13 protein-coding genes and 2 tRNA genes are annotated in these 12,726 nt (G+C 72.4%); 6 read left to right on the top strand and 9 right to left on the bottom strand.

Annotated elements, in window-relative coordinates; translation table 11 throughout:
- Nucleotides 1–191: 191 nt before the first annotated feature.
- Nucleotides 192–265 (bottom strand) — tRNA-Lys (locus tag ACZ6EG_RS04890).
- Between the two features lie 197 nt (nucleotides 266–462).
- Here ACZ6EG_RS04890 and ACZ6EG_RS04885 point away from each other — a divergent pair.
- The 3 genes from ACZ6EG_RS04885 to ACZ6EG_RS04875 all read left to right on the top strand — a co-directional run bounded on the left by ACZ6EG_RS04885 (nucleotide 463) and on the right by ACZ6EG_RS04875 (nucleotide 3,703).
- Nucleotides 463–1,749 (top strand): peptidoglycan-binding protein, encoded by a 1,287-nt coding sequence (locus ACZ6EG_RS04885; protein ID WP_391968159.1) that lies wholly within the window; start codon nucleotides 463–465, stop codon nucleotides 1,747–1,749.
- Nucleotides 1,750–1,808: 59 nt separating this feature from the next.
- Complete coding sequence (locus tag ACZ6EG_RS04880; protein WP_391968158.1) at nucleotides 1,809–2,966, top strand: SPFH domain-containing protein; 1,158 nt, start codon at nucleotides 1,809–1,811, stop codon at nucleotides 2,964–2,966.
- A 131-nt stretch (nucleotides 2,967–3,097) separates the two neighbouring features.
- Entirely contained in the window at nucleotides 3,098–3,703 is a 606-nt protein-coding gene (locus ACZ6EG_RS04875) for a lytic polysaccharide monooxygenase auxiliary activity family 9 protein (RefSeq protein ID WP_391968157.1), read from the top strand.
- 69 nt (nucleotides 3,704–3,772) lie between these two features.
- Here the strand turns inward: ACZ6EG_RS04875 and ACZ6EG_RS04870 are convergent.
- From ACZ6EG_RS04870 to ehuB, 6 genes are all read right to left on the bottom strand, one after another.
- A tRNA-Lys gene (locus ACZ6EG_RS04870) sits at nucleotides 3,773–3,846 on the bottom strand.
- Between the two features lie 99 nt (nucleotides 3,847–3,945).
- Nucleotides 3,946–4,704, bottom strand: coding sequence for an IclR family transcriptional regulator (locus ACZ6EG_RS04865; protein ID WP_356603771.1), 759 nt, complete (start codon nucleotides 4,702–4,704; stop codon nucleotides 3,946–3,948).
- Nucleotides 4,705–4,909: 205 nt separating this feature from the next.
- Nucleotides 4,910–5,695, bottom strand: a complete 786-nt coding sequence (gene ehuA, locus ACZ6EG_RS04860) for an ectoine/hydroxyectoine ABC transporter ATP-binding protein EhuA (protein WP_361010951.1) — start codon at nucleotides 5,693–5,695, stop codon at nucleotides 4,910–4,912.
- Nucleotides 5,685–6,335 carry an ectoine/hydroxyectoine ABC transporter permease subunit EhuD gene (ehuD, locus tag ACZ6EG_RS04855; protein ID WP_384688957.1) on the bottom strand — a complete coding sequence of 217 codons (651 nt, stop codon included), beginning with the start codon at nucleotides 6,333–6,335 and terminating at the stop codon, nucleotides 5,685–5,687. The genes ehuA and ehuD overlap by 11 nt, the downstream gene beginning before the upstream one ends.
- On the bottom strand, nucleotides 6,332–7,036 hold the full coding sequence (gene ehuC, locus ACZ6EG_RS04850) for an ectoine/hydroxyectoine ABC transporter permease subunit EhuC (protein WP_391968156.1): 705 nt from the start codon (nucleotides 7,034–7,036) through the stop codon (nucleotides 6,332–6,334). Before ehuC ends, ehuD begins: the two co-directional genes overlap by 4 nt.
- Entirely contained in the window at nucleotides 7,033–7,962 is a 930-nt protein-coding gene (ehuB, locus tag ACZ6EG_RS04845; RefSeq protein WP_391968155.1) for an ectoine/hydroxyectoine ABC transporter substrate-binding protein EhuB, read from the bottom strand. Before ehuB ends, ehuC begins: the two co-directional genes overlap by 4 nt.
- 107 nt (nucleotides 7,963–8,069) lie before the next feature.
- Here ehuB and ACZ6EG_RS04840 point away from each other — a divergent pair, with 107 nt between their 5' ends.
- Nucleotides 8,070–8,564 carry a DUF3830 family protein gene (locus tag ACZ6EG_RS04840; protein ID WP_391968154.1) on the top strand — a complete coding sequence of 165 codons (495 nt, stop codon included), beginning with the start codon at nucleotides 8,070–8,072 and terminating at the stop codon, nucleotides 8,562–8,564.
- Between the two features lie 12 nt (nucleotides 8,565–8,576).
- Here ACZ6EG_RS04840 and ACZ6EG_RS04835 read toward each other — a convergent pair whose 3' ends face one another.
- Nucleotides 8,577–9,971 (bottom strand): amidase, encoded by a 1,395-nt coding sequence (locus tag ACZ6EG_RS04835; protein WP_469601527.1) that lies wholly within the window; start codon nucleotides 9,969–9,971, stop codon nucleotides 8,577–8,579.
- Nucleotides 9,972–9,993: 22 nt separating this feature from the next.
- Nucleotides 9,994–10,941: a D-2-hydroxyacid dehydrogenase gene (locus ACZ6EG_RS04830; protein ID WP_391968152.1), complete on the bottom strand. Its 948-nt coding sequence runs from the start codon at nucleotides 10,939–10,941 to the stop codon at nucleotides 9,994–9,996.
- Between the two features lie 188 nt (nucleotides 10,942–11,129).
- Between ACZ6EG_RS04830 and ACZ6EG_RS04825 the strand changes: the two genes are divergently transcribed.
- Together ACZ6EG_RS04825 and ACZ6EG_RS04820 are read left to right on the top strand one after the other, a co-directional pair.
- Nucleotides 11,130–11,975, top strand: coding sequence for a maleate cis-trans isomerase family protein (locus ACZ6EG_RS04825; RefSeq protein ID WP_469601524.1), 846 nt, complete (start codon nucleotides 11,130–11,132; stop codon nucleotides 11,973–11,975).
- Complete coding sequence (locus ACZ6EG_RS04820) at nucleotides 11,972–12,703, top strand: maleate cis-trans isomerase family protein (RefSeq protein ID WP_391968150.1); 732 nt, start codon at nucleotides 11,972–11,974, stop codon at nucleotides 12,701–12,703. Before ACZ6EG_RS04825 ends, ACZ6EG_RS04820 begins: the two co-directional genes overlap by 4 nt.
- Nucleotides 12,704–12,726: the final 23 nt, after the last annotated feature.

Raw genomic sequence — 12,726 nt, 5'->3', positions numbered from 1 at the left:
GGGTCGCTGTCACCACGGCATCCACACCTTATATAGACATGGAATGGCGACCACCGGTTGCATGATGCCCCCCGCGGCATCCGGCTCCCAAGCGGACCAGGGTTCTACGCCGTTCGTCATGATCGCAAGATGCTCGCGGTCCGGGTACGCCGAAGGCCCCCCGTGTGCTACGAGGGGCCTTCGGCCGTCGGTGCGCCGCCAGGGACTCGAACCCCGGACCCGCTGATTAAGAGTCAGCTGCTCTAACCAACTGAGCTAGCGGCGCCTGCTGACCTGCACAACTCTACCCGATGCCGGCCGGTGCTCCGGACCGCCCGGAAGGCGGCCCGCGGGGCGTGCCCGGGGCCGGGTACATCATTCGGACCGTCAACATGCGCACAGCGGGGTCAGTTGAGAAACTGACCGACATGTACCGAAGTGCACCGCCGCGGACACTGTCACCGGGAGTGTGAGGGGAATCGCATGGAGACTCCCGTATTCGAGGACGTCGATCCCGCGCGCGACTGCGACTGTCCCGGCTGCCGCCACCGGCGCCGGGTGCCGCCGCGTTCCCCCGCCGGCCGCGCCCCGGCCCTTCCGGCCGCCCACCGCACGCTGATCGTGGCCACGGCCGCCGCCACCGGCGCCCTGGGCGCAGGTCAGGCCGCGGCGGCCCCTACCAGCGTCCACGCCTCCCACCTGCCGGGTGTCCTCGCAGGTGAGGAGCCCGACACGCCGCAGGGCCCGAGGGCTCCGCTGCACGGCCCGACCGGTACGCCGGCGGTCCCCCCGGCCGGCGCCGAACCGGCCGCGATCACCCGTACGGAGATCATCGAACGGGCCAAGACTTGGGTCACCGCGAAGGTGCCCTACAGCATGACCGCCTACTGGTCCGACGGTTACCGGCAGGACTGCTCGGGCTACGTCTCGATGGCCTGGAAGCTGCCCACGAACGAATGGACCGGGAGCCTCGGCACGTTCGCCGACCGCATCACCAAGGAAGAACTCCAGCCCGGTGACATCCTGCTCTTCCACAACGCGGCGGACCCGCAGAAAGGCTCCCACGTGGTGATCTTCGGCGGCTGGACGGACTCCACGCGCACCGCCTACACGGCCTACGAGCAGACCCCGCCGCACGCCCGGAAGCTCGCCACGCCCTACGCCTACTGGAGCAACTCGGCCAAGTACCTGCCCTACCGCTACAAGGGGGTCACGGCGAGCGCCGCGAGCGGGGCGCCGGCCGCCACCGCCTACCCGGGGGCGGCCGCCTTCGGTCCCGGCGCGAACAACGGGCACGTCACCGAGCTGGGCCGGATGCTCGCGGCCCGTGGTGCCGGCCGCTTCTACACCTCCGGGCCCGGGCCGCGCTGGTCGGAGGCGGACCGCAGGGCGACCGAGGCGTTCCAGCTCGCCCAGGGCTGGCGGGGCGGGGACGCCGACGGGCTGCCCGGCCCGGGCACCTGGCGGCTGCTGACCTCCGGCGGGGGCAAGGACGTCGGAGCCCCGTCGGCCGGCCCCGCCTCGCACGGGGTGGCCGGCTATCCGGGCCGGGCGATGTTCCGCCCGGGCGCCGAGAACCCGTACGTCACCCGGCTCGGCAGGCAGCTGGTGGCCAAGGGGTTCGGCCGGCACTACACGACCGGACCGGGACCGCGCTGGGGCGAGGCGGACCGGCGGGCAGTCGAGGCCTTCCAGCGCGCCCAGGGGTGGCGCGGTGGGGCGGCGGACGGTTACCCGGGTCCGGAGACCTGGCGGCGGCTCTTCTCCTGACCGTCCGCCCGCGATGATCACCCGTTCATGACGCATCTGGCGCGGAGGCTGGAGCACGCATGAGTACGACCTCTTCCACGAACCCGGACATCAGGCCGTCGGCTCCCCCGGGGCCCCCGACCGCCGAAGGGATGCCCGCGGAGACCGGCCACCGGCCCGCCCGGCTCATCCACAACGAGGCCACCACCGAGATCCCCGTCCACCTGCTGTTCCGCGACGACCCCGATCCGGAGCCGGTGGCGTTGCGGCCCGCGGTGGTCGCCCGCCGGCAGGGCAGGGGGGAGCAGCCGGGGGCGCGGCGCCCCGTCGCCGCGCGGCCGCGCCCGGTGGCGAGCGTCGATCCGGAGCTGACGGAGCGTCCGGCCCGGGTGCTGCCCGGTGCGGCGGGCGTGGCCGCCGGGGTCTGCGGGGCGGCGGGCTGCGGGGTCACCACCTGGTGGGCGGGGGTCGTCCCGCCGCTCGCGGCGGAGGCGCTGGCGCTGCCGGCGTACGCGGGTGCCGGGCTCGGGCCCGCGCAGTGGGCGGCGTACGCGGCCGGCGGGGCGCTGGGGCTCTTCGGTTTCGGCGGGCTCGCCCGCGGCCGGACCGGACGGGCCTGGGTGCTCGGCCTGTTCGGCCGCTACCGGGGGACCGTCCGGCGCACCGGCCTGATGTGGGTCAACCCGCTGCTGCTGCGGCGCCGGGTCGACGTCCGGCTGCGGCACTGGCGCAGCGAGCCGATGCCCGCGGCCGACGGCAACGGGGTCGCGCTCAGGGTCGTGACGCTGGTGGTGTGGAAGGTGCGGGACACCGCGCGGGCCACGCTGGGCGTCGAGGACCACGAGACGTATCTGCGGGAGTGCGTCGAGGCGGCGCTGGCCAGGGTCCCGGTGGAGCCGCTCGGCACGGTCCGCGGCGCGGCCGACGTGGCGGGCGAGACGCTGACCCGGCTGGTGGCCGCGGACGCGGCGCCGGTCGGGCTGGAGGTCTTCTCGGTGCGGCCGGTCCGGGTGGAGTACGCCCCCGAGGTCGCCGCCGCGATGCACCGGCGCCGGATCGCGGCCCTGGACGCGGCGCAGCGGGCGAGCGTGCTCACCTCGGTCGTGGACTCGGTGGAGGACACGGTGACCCGGCTCACCGTGCGGGGACTGGTCGAACTGGACGACTACGAGCGGAAGGCGCTGGTGAAGGACCTGACGGTGGCGTTCTGCGCCGGTCGGGGGGACACGCGGCCCTGAAGCGGCCGGGAACCGGCTGTCGAGCAGGTTCCGCGATTGGTATGGACATGTTCAACTCGCGGTCATAATCTGAGACTTGGTCTAGACCTGCAAGGCTCACTGATCCTCCCCCACGTCACAGGAGCAGCAGTATGCGCACCAGGACCAAGTTGTACGCAGCCGCGGTGGGCATGGCGACCACCGGAGCCCTAGTGCTCTCGTCGGGCGGCGCCAGTGGCCACGGGTACACCGACCTCCCGGTCAGCCGGCAGAAGGTGTGCCAGAACGGCACCGTCAGCGGCTGTGGCTCCATCCAGTGGGAGCCGCAGAGCGTCGAGGGCCCCAAGGGGTTCCCGGCGGGCGGGCCGGCCGACGGCAAGATATGTTCCGCGGGCAACGGCCCCTTCGCCCCGCTCGACAGTCCCAAGCAGCCCAACGGTCAGGCGTGGCCGGCCACGAAGGTGAACGGCGGGCAGAGCTACAGCTTCCGCTGGCAGTTCACCGCGCGGCACGCCACGACCGACTTCCGGTACTACGTCACCAAGCCGGGCTGGAACCAGAACCACAACCTGTCCCGGTCCGACCTCAACCTCACGCCGTTCTTCACGGTGCCCTACGGCGGCAAGCAGCCGCCGGCCACCCTCTCCCACAGCGGCACGCTGCCGTCCGGGCTGAGCGGGCGCCACGTGATCGTCGCGGTGTGGACGGTCGCCGACACGGCCAACGCGTTCTACGCGTGCTCGGACGTGACCTTCTGACCGAGCCGGTCCGGCACGATCCGGCAACGCGGAAGGCCCCCTCGCCTGGGCGAGGGGGCCTTCCTTAGGTGCGCCGCCAGGGACTCGAACCCCGGACCCGCTGATTAAGAGTCAGCTGCTCTAACCAACTGAGCTAGCGGCGCATGACTCCCGCCTTCCGCTTTCCGCGGTCGGCGACGACGAAAATACTACCTGGTCCCCGGGGGTGCTCCCGACCATCCCCGGACCGGCCGCCCCACGGGCTAGATCGCCAGCGAGAGCAGCACCCCCGCGGCGTTGCGGTTCAGCTCGTCGGCGGCACGGCGCAGCCGGTGGGCGTGCTCGACCGGGAGGGACAGCGCGAGGCAGCCCACGGCGGAACCGGCCGTGATCGGGACGGCCGCGCAGACCGTGCCCACCGCGTACTCCTGGAGGTCGAGGACCGGGACGGTGGGCGGCTGGGACTCCAGCCGCGACAGCAGCAGCTTGTCGCTGGTGATGGTGCGCGAGGTCAGGCGGGCCATCTTGTGCCGGGCCAGGTGGTCGCGGCGCCCGGCGTGGTCCAGCTGGGTGAGCAGGCTCTTGCCGACCGCGGTGGCGTGCGCCGAGACGCGGAAGTCCACCCACTCGTTCACCTTGGGCGTGGCCGGGCCGTCGGCGTACTGGGTGACGCTGACCTCGCCGTCCACGTAGCGGCTGATGTAGACGGCGGCGCCCACCGAGTCGCGCAGCCGGTCCAGGGTGCGCTGGAGCTGCTCGCGCACGGCCTCCTCGCGGCCGCGGGCGGCGCCCAGGCGGTCCAGGGCCTCTCCGGTGACGTACGAGCCGTCGGTGGTCTGCTCGACGTAGCTCTCGCGGCGCAGCATGCGCAGGAGGACGGCCAGCCGCTCCCGGTCGAGCCCGGTGTCGCGGGCGAGTTGGATGTCGGTGACTCCGGCGGTGTACCGCGCCACCGTCTCCAGGACGCGCAGGGCGTCCTGGGCCGAGTGGAGCGGCGCGGTCGGCTGGTGCTGCAGCGCCACGGTGGTCTCCCCCTGCGCTAGCTCGTTGGCCCCTGCCCCCCGATCCGGACAGTGGATCCCCTCCACGATAGCCGCCAAGAGGCCGGTAGCGAGGGGGTGTTGGCCCATTTCCACCGTCCTCGACCAGGACACCGGCCCGCCGGCACATGCCACGGGAAAGCCCCAACGCCCCGACCTCGGGCGTTGGGGCGGGAGCGCCGTGGGGTCACAGCACCGCGCTGAGGAACTCCCGGGTCCGGTCGTGCTCCGGCTCGCTGAAGATCTTCTCCGGCGGGCCGGACTCGATGACCCGGCCGGAGTCGAACATCAGGACCTGGTCCGAGATGTCCCGGGCGAAGTTCATCTCGTGGGTCACGCAGAGCATGGTGATGTCGGTGCTGCGGGCGATGTCCCGCAGCAGGTCGAGGACGCCCGCGACCAGCTCCGGGTCGAGCGCGGAGGTCACCTCGTCGAGGAGGAGCACCTTGGGCCGCATCGCCAGCGCCCGGGCGATCGCCACCCGCTGCTGCTGGCCGCCGGAGAGCTGGGCCGGGCGCGCGTCGCACTTGTCGGCCAGGCCCACCATGTCGAGCAGGCCCTTGGCCCGCTCCACCGCCTCGTCCTTGGACAGGCCGAGGACCGTGACCGGCGCCTCGGTGATGTTGCGCAGCACGCTCATGTTCGGGAACAGGTTGAACTGCTGGAAGACCATCCCGATCTGCTTGCGGACCTCCCGCCGCTCCTTCTCGCTCGCCGGGAAGAGCTTCTGCCCGTCCACGGTGATCGTGCCCTCGTCGGGCTTGAGCAGCGTCATCAGCAGCCTGAGGATCGTCGTCTTGCCCGACCCGGAGGGGCCGATCAGGGTGACGTGCTTGCCGGCGTCGACAGAGAAGTCCAGGTGGTCCAGGACGGTGTTGTCCCCGAACCGCTTGGTCACCTGCTCCAGGCGTATCAGCTCGCCGGAGCTGCGCTCGGGGCTCTTCTCGGGATGGGGGAGGGTGTCAGTGGGCAAGGCGTCGCTCCAGGGCTCGCAGGGCAAGGGAGGCCAGGTAGGAGATGACGATGAAGGCCACGCCGATCACCGTCAGGGGCTCGGTGAACTGGAAGTTCTGCTGCGAGAACAGCCGTGCCTCGCCGAGCATCTCCAGCACCGTGATCGCCATCAGCAGCGGCGTGTCCTTCAGCATGGAGATCACGTAGTTGCCGAGGGCGGGGACCACCCGGCGGATCGCCTGCGGCAGGATCACGGCCGTCCAGGTCCGCCCCACCGGCAGGTTCAGCGCCGTCGCGGCCTCCCACTGGCCGACCGGCACCGCCTCGATGCCGGCCCGGTAGACCTGCATCGTGTACGTCGAGTAGTGCAGGCCGATGGCGAGCACGCCGGTGGTGAGCGCCGAAGCGGTCACCCCCCACTCGGGCAGCACGTAGAAGAGGAAGAACAGCTGCACCAGCAGCGGGGTGTTCCGCACGAACTCGGTCACCACGCCGACCGGCCAGGTCACGAAGCGGCTCGGCACCCGCATCAGCAGCGCCCACACCAGGCCCAGCACGAAGGAGACCAGCGAGCCGAGGACCAGGATCTGCAGGGTGACCAGCAGCCCGTCCCAGAAGTGCGGCATGAAGTCGGAGACCGCGCTCCAGTCCCAGTTCATCGGACACCCCCGATCCCGGCCGGCTCGGCGGCGGCGGCCTTCCGCTCGGGTGCCGCCTTGCCGACGCCCGCCTTCAGCTTCTTCTCCAGACCGCGCATCACCCGGGTCAGCAGGAACGCGATCACGAAGTAGATCAGCAGGATGTACGTGTAGATCTCCGCGCTCTCCTGGAGCGCCAGGCGCACCAGGTTGCCGCTGAAGGCCAGGTCGCCCATGCCCATGACCGACACCAGCGCGGTGCCCTTGAGCAGCTCGATCAGCAGGTTGGAGAAGGGCGGGATCATCTCCGGCACCGCCTGCGGCAGCAGGATCAGCCGCATCCGCTGCCAGGGCGTGAAGCTGAGCGCGATGCCGCCCTCCTTCTGCGCCGGGTCGACCGCGGCGAGCGCGCCGCGCACGATCTCGGAGCCGTACGCCCCGTAGGTCAGGCCCAGCGCCAGGGTGCCCGCCCACATCGGCACCAGCTGCCAGCCGAAGGCCGGCGGCAGCACGAAGAAGACCCAGAAGATCATCACCAGCGCGGAGGTGCCGCGGAACACCTCGGTGTAGAAGCCCGCCAGGAAGCGGACGATCCACAGCCGGTGGGTGCGCCCGACGCCGACCACGAAGGAGACGGCCGTCGCCAGCAGCGAGCTGAAGAAGAGCAGCTGGACCGTGACCCAGACGCCCTGGAGTACCAGTTCCCACAGTCCGGAGGTCATCCGCCGCACAGCTCCTTCGCGGTCAGATCCGTCATCTCGTCCTCGGTGAAACCGAAGGGCTTGAGGATGCGGAGCAGCTCGCCGCTCTTCTTGAGCTTCTGCAGCTCGACGTTGAAGGCGTCCCGCAGGTTGGTCTCGGTCGGGCGGAAGGCGAAACCACCACCGTCGGTGTGCGGCTTCCCGTCGACGATCGGCTGGAAGGCCTGCGTCGCCTCGGTCTTCCCGGACTTCTTGACCACCTCGCGGACGGTCAGCGCCGTACCCGCGAACACGTCCACCCGCCCGGCCTCGACGGCGTTCAGGCCGGCGACCTGGTCGGGGACGATGAGGATGTCGCTCTCCTTGTACCCGGCCTCCACCGCGTAGGCGATCTCGGCGTAGCCGGTGCCCGTCGCGAACTTGGCCTTCTTCGCCACGACGTCCTTGTAGTCGTGCAGGTCCAGGGGGTTGCCCCTGCGCACGATGAAGGAGTCGAGCATCTGGTAGTCCGGGTCGGAGAAGATGACCTGCGCGCAGCGGTCCGGGTTGATGTACATCCCCGCCGCGACGACGTCGAACTGCTGCGACGCCAGCCCCGGGATGAGGGAGCCGAACTCCGTCGGCACGGGCTGCACCCGGTCCACCCCGAGCCGCTTGAAGATGACCTTCGCCAGTTCCGGCGCCTCGCCGGTCAGCTCACCGTTCCGGTCGATGTACCCGAAGGGAACCTCGCCCGCGATGCCGAGCCGGGCCACGCCCTGCGCCCTGAGCCGGTCGAGGAGGTCACCGCCCTCCACGTCGGAGGCGGTGGCCACCCGGGAGCAGCCGGCGGCTCCCAGTGCGCCGAGCGCCGCGACCCCCGCGAGCAGCGACCGGCGAGTGGGCCCGGCTGACCCGGACCGTGGGACGGATATACCCCATGGAGGGGTTCTGTGTGGTGGAGCCATGGGCGCGCAGCTACCCGAACCCGGCCGTCCTATGCCGATGTTTTTCGGTCCGGTACGACGGCACGGCACCCTTGACCGGGGCCGCGCCGGGCACTGCCATGGAGGGCATGGCTGATCGCTACATCGAAGTCTCGCTGGTCACACGCGGAATCACGTGCACGGCCCAACTGCTCGACGACCGGGCCCCGCTCACCTGCGCGGCCGTCTGGAACGCGCTCCCCCTCGGCGGCGACGTGTACCACGCCAAATACGCGCGCAACGAGATCTACGCCCTCTTCCCGCCCTTCGCGGCATCCGAACCACCGCTGGAGAATCCGACCGTGACGCCCATTCCGGGCGACCTGTGCTATTTCGCCTTCGCGGGCGCCGAGTTGGGCACCAAGGCGTACGGCTACGACCGCGAGGTGCGGCCGGACACCACCCTCGTCGACCTCGCCCTCTTCTACGAGCGCAACAACCTGCTGCTCAACGGCGACGTCGGCTGGGTCCCCGGCACCGTCTGGGGCCGGATCACCGTAGGCCTGGACGCGATGGCCGAGGCCTGCAACGACCTCTGGCGCACGGGAGCGGCGGGGGAGACGCTCAGCTTCCGGCGGGCCTAGGGCCGCCCCGGCCTACCCCACCGCCGCGGACCCGGTGCCCGTTCCGTACAGCGCGTGCGCGGCCCGCAGGACCAGGTCGTCCCGGTGGCGGGCCGCCACGAGCTGGAGGCCGATCGGCAGGCCGTCCCCGTCGCTGCCGACCGGCACGGTCGCCGCCGGCTGCTGGGTCAGGTTGAACGGGTGGGTGAAGGGCGTCCAGCCGGTCCACCGACGGTGCCCCGAGCCCTTGGGCACCTCGACGCCCGCCTCGAACGCCGTGATCGGCAGCGTCGGCGTGACCAGCAGGTCGTACGCCTCGTGGAACCGGCCCATCCGCCGGCCCAGCTCCATCCGGACGTCCACCGCGGCCAGGTACTCCAGCGCCGAGTACCGCGCGCCCGCGCCGACGATCTCCCGCAGCCCCGGGTCGAGCACCTCCCGCTGCCCCGCCCGCAGGTGCTGCACCACGCGCGCCGCCCCGCTGAACCACAGCGTGTGGAAGGCCTCCACCGGGTCCGCGAAGTCCGGGTCCGCCTCCGTCACGTACGCGCCCAGCTCCGCCAGCCGCTCCACCCCGCGCCGCACCGCCGTCGCCACCGCCGGGCGCACCGCCACCTGCCCGCCGAGCGTGGGCGAGTACGCCACCCGCAGGCCCCGCACCCCGCCCGCCAGGGCCTCGGAGTACGAGCCCGGCGCCGGGCCCAGCGCCGACCAGTCCCGGGCGTCCGGGACGCCGACGACGTCCAGCATCAGCGCCGCGTCCGCCGCGTCCCGGGTCATCGGACCGACGTGCGCGAGGGTGCCGAAGGCGCTCGCCGGATAGAGCGGCACCCGGCCGTACGTCGGTTTCAGGCCGAAGACGCCGCAGAAGGACGCCGGGATGCGCACACTGCCCCCGCCGTCCGTGCCGAGCGCCAGCGGCCCCGCGCCCAGCGCCACGGCCGCCGCCGCGCCCCCGCTGGAACCACCCGCGGTGCGCGCGGGGTCGTGCGGGTTGCGGGTGACACCCGACAGGGGCGAGTCGGTGACGCCCTTCCAGCCGTACTCGGGCGTCGTCGTCTTGCCCACGAACACGGCGCCGTGCTCGCGCAACCGGGCGACCGAGGGCGCGTCCTCGTCCCACGGCCCCTGCGGGGAGACGGCCCGGGAGCCGCGCAGCGTCGGGTGCCCGCGCATCAGCAGGATGTCCTTCACCGTCACCGGCACGCCGTCCAGCCGCCCGCACGGCTCCCCGCGCAGCCACCGCTCCTCGGACCGCCGGGCCGCGTCGAGCGCCTCCTCGCCGGTCAGCCGGACGAACGCGTTGACGGCCGGCTGGATCCGCTCGGCCCGCTCCAGGACCGCCCGGGCCACCTCGACCGGGCTGAACCCACCCCTGCGGTAACCGTCGAGGAGCTGGACCGCGGTCAGCTCGGTGAGGTCGGTCATGCACCCTCCGCTTCCAGGAACGTCAGTGTCCGGGCACGTATCCACGCTTCTTGTCGACCACGTTCGAAAGCGGCCCGCCGGCCGCCCAGCTCTCGAACAACTCCACGAACTGGGCCCCCAGTTCGTCCCGCCAGCCGACCGTGTCCCCGCTCATGTGCGGCGAGACGATCAGGTCGGGGACCTCCCAGAGCGGACTGTCGGCCGCCGGCGGCTCGTGGCTCAGCACGTCCAGGGCGGCGCCCGCGATCCAGCGCCCGGTCAGCGCGGCGGCCAGGTCGTCCTCGACGACCAGCTGGCCCCGGCCCACGTTCACGAACCGCGCGGAGGGCTGCATGACCCCGAACCGCCGGGCGTCGAACATGCCGCGGGTGTCGTCCGTGAGGGGCGCCGCCGCCACCACCCAGTCGGCGCGGGCCAGCAGCCGGTCCAGGTCCTCCGGTCCGTGGACACCGGTGCGGGCGGTGCGGCCGACCAGCGCGGTCGTGACGCCGAGCGCCTTGAGCGTCCGCGCGATCGCCCGGCCGATCGGCCCCGAGCCGACCACGCACGCCCGCGTCCCGGCCACCCGCAGCGACTCGCGGTGCCGCCAGGTCCGTTCGCCCTGCAACCGCAGCGTCGTCGGCAGGTCCTTGGCCATCGCCAGGACGAGCGCGGCGACGTACTCGGCGATCGGCTGGTCGAAGACACCGCGCGCGTTGGTCACCACCGTGTCCGACGCGGCCAGTTCGGGGCACATCAGGTGGTCCACGCCCGCGCTCGCCGTGTGCACCCAGCGTGGACGCGGGCCGTCGCCCGGCCAGGCCCGGCGCACGGCGTGCGAGGCGAAGTCCCAGACCAGCAGCACGTCGGCGAACGGCAGCCGAGCGGCGAGGTGCGCCTCGTCGGTGTGCTCGATCCGGGCCCGGCCGGTCAGCCGGCCGAGCCGGGGGAGGGGCTCGGCGTCCAGGACGAGAAGGGTGGGCGTGCTCATCGGCAGGCTGTCTCCGGGACGTGCGCGCGGGAGCGCTTTCGGGCGGTGGACGCAGGAGTTAACCGGCTGTTGACCTGCGAGTGACGCGGGCGGATTGACCACGCTCGCACCGGAACCTACCTTCGTCAACACGGCCGTGCGTACGGTGCGTTGTCCTCCCCTCTCTCAGCGTGAGGTCGGTGCGTGCCATGGACATCTCCTTTCTCGGCGGACCGGCTCCGCAACGCGGGGTCGGCGTGGTCGCCCCGTTCGACTTCGCGCTCGACCGCGAACTGTGGCGCTGGGTGCCCGACGAGGTCTCGCTGCACATGACGCGGACCCCCTTCGTGCCCGTCGAGGTCAGCCTGGACCTGGCCCGGCTGGTGAGCGAGCACGAGACGCTGGGCGAGGCGGTGCGCACCCTGAACGCCATAACCCCCGAGGTCGTCGCCTACGCCTGCACCTCGGGCAGCTTCGTCGGCGGCATGGCCGGCGAGCGCGCCATGTGCGAGGCGATGACCTGGGCGGGCGCGGTCCCGTCCGTGACCACTTCGGGCGCGTTACTGGACGCGCTGGCCGAGCTGGGCGTGCGCCGGGTCGCGCTGGTGACGCCGTACACCGTGTCGGTGACCCGGGCGCTGGAGGAGTACGTCGCCGAGGCCGGTGTCACCGTCACCGGCTGCGCCTTCATGGGGCTGACCCGGCACATCTGGAAGGTCCCCTACCGCGACGTGGCCGCCATGGCCCGCCGGGCGGTGCCGCGCCCGGGGGCCGCCGACGCCCTGTTCATCTCCTGCACCAACCTGCCGACCTACGACGTGATCCCGCAGCTGGAGGCCGAGCTGCGCATCCCGGTGATCTCGGCCAACCAAGTGACGATGTGGGCGGCACTGCGCCGGCTGGGTACCCGTGCCGTGGGGCCGTATCAGGCGCTGACCGACCCGTCGGCGCGCAGCGGTCCCGTGGTGCCGGGGCCGGCCGGTCCCGCAGTGGCGGACATGCCGGGCGTCGGCGACGGCCCGGACACGGAACAGCAGCAGGAAGGGTGGACATGACAGCACTGGGATTCCTGTACCCGGGCCACTCCGGCGAGGAGGACTACCCACGCATCGAGCAGCTCCTGGGCAGCGACATCCGGGTGGACCTGGTGCACACGGACATCGGCGAGGACGCGCACCGGGTGGACGCGCTGCTGGAGATGGGCTCACCGCAGCGCCTGGAGGCGGGCGTGGCGGAGCTGCGGCTGGCCGGTGCCGACGCCGTGGTGTGGGCCTGCACCAGCGGGAGCTTCGTGCACGGCTGGGAGGGCGCCCACGAGCAGGTGCGCACCCTGGCCCGGGCGGCGGGCCTCCCGGCCTCCTCCACCTCCTTCGCCTTCATGCACGCGGCGCGGGAGATCGGGGCGCGGCGGGTGGCGATCGGGGCGACCTACCCCGACGACGTGGCGCGGCTCTTCGCGGACTTCCTGAGCGCCGCCGGCATCGAGGCGGTCGACGTCGTCGGCTCCGGCGTCATCACGGCGGCGGAGGTCGGCACCTGGACCGAGGCTCAGGTGCTGGCCCTGGCCCGCGCCGCCGACCGCCCGGACGCGGAGGCGGTCCTCCTGCCGGACACCGCCCTGCACACGGCCGCGCACATCCCGGCCCTGGAGAAGGAGCTGGGCAAGCCGGTCCTCACGGCCAACCAGGTCACCGTCTGGGAGGGCCTGCGCCTGGCCGACCGCAGGGTCAACGCGCCGGAGCTGGGCGCGCTGTTCACCCGGGAGCCGGTGGTCCAGGCCTGATCCGGCCGACACGGAAGAAGCCC

This window comes from Streptomyces sp. NPDC041968, assembly GCF_055589025.1.
The sequence above is the reverse complement of the archived record's forward strand: the minus strand, read 5'-3'. Positions and strand labels throughout refer to the sequence as shown.

Excerpts from the sequence above, each read along its gene's own strand:
- ACZ6EG_RS04885 (WP_391968159.1), top strand. The coding sequence starts at position 463 with ATGGAGACTCCCGTATTCGAGGACGTCGATCCCGCGCGCGACTGCGAC.
- ACZ6EG_RS04880 (WP_391968158.1), top strand. The coding sequence starts at position 1,809 with ATGAGTACGACCTCTTCCACGAACCCGGACATCAGGCCGTCGGCTCCC.
- ACZ6EG_RS04875 (WP_391968157.1), top strand. The coding sequence starts at position 3,098 with ATGCGCACCAGGACCAAGTTGTACGCAGCCGCGGTGGGCATGGCGACC.
- ehuD (WP_384688957.1), bottom strand. The coding sequence starts at position 6,335 with ATGAACTGGGACTGGAGCGCGGTCTCCGACTTCATGCCGCACTTCTGG.
- ehuC (WP_391968156.1), bottom strand. The coding sequence starts at position 7,036 with ATGACCTCCGGACTGTGGGAACTGGTACTCCAGGGCGTCTGGGTCACG.
- ehuB (WP_391968155.1), bottom strand. The coding sequence starts at position 7,962 with ATGGCTCCACCACACAGAACCCCTCCATGGGGTATATCCGTCCCACGG.
- ACZ6EG_RS04840 (WP_391968154.1), top strand. The coding sequence starts at position 8,070 with ATGGCTGATCGCTACATCGAAGTCTCGCTGGTCACACGCGGAATCACG.
- ACZ6EG_RS04835 (WP_469601527.1), bottom strand. The coding sequence starts at position 9,971 with ATGACCGACCTCACCGAGCTGACCGCGGTCCAGCTCCTCGACGGTTAC.
- ACZ6EG_RS04830 (WP_391968152.1), bottom strand. The coding sequence starts at position 10,941 with ATGAGCACGCCCACCCTTCTCGTCCTGGACGCCGAGCCCCTCCCCCGG.
- ACZ6EG_RS04825 (WP_469601524.1), top strand. The coding sequence starts at position 11,130 with ATGGACATCTCCTTTCTCGGCGGACCGGCTCCGCAACGCGGGGTCGGC.
- ACZ6EG_RS04820 (WP_391968150.1), top strand. The coding sequence starts at position 11,972 with ATGACAGCACTGGGATTCCTGTACCCGGGCCACTCCGGCGAGGAGGAC.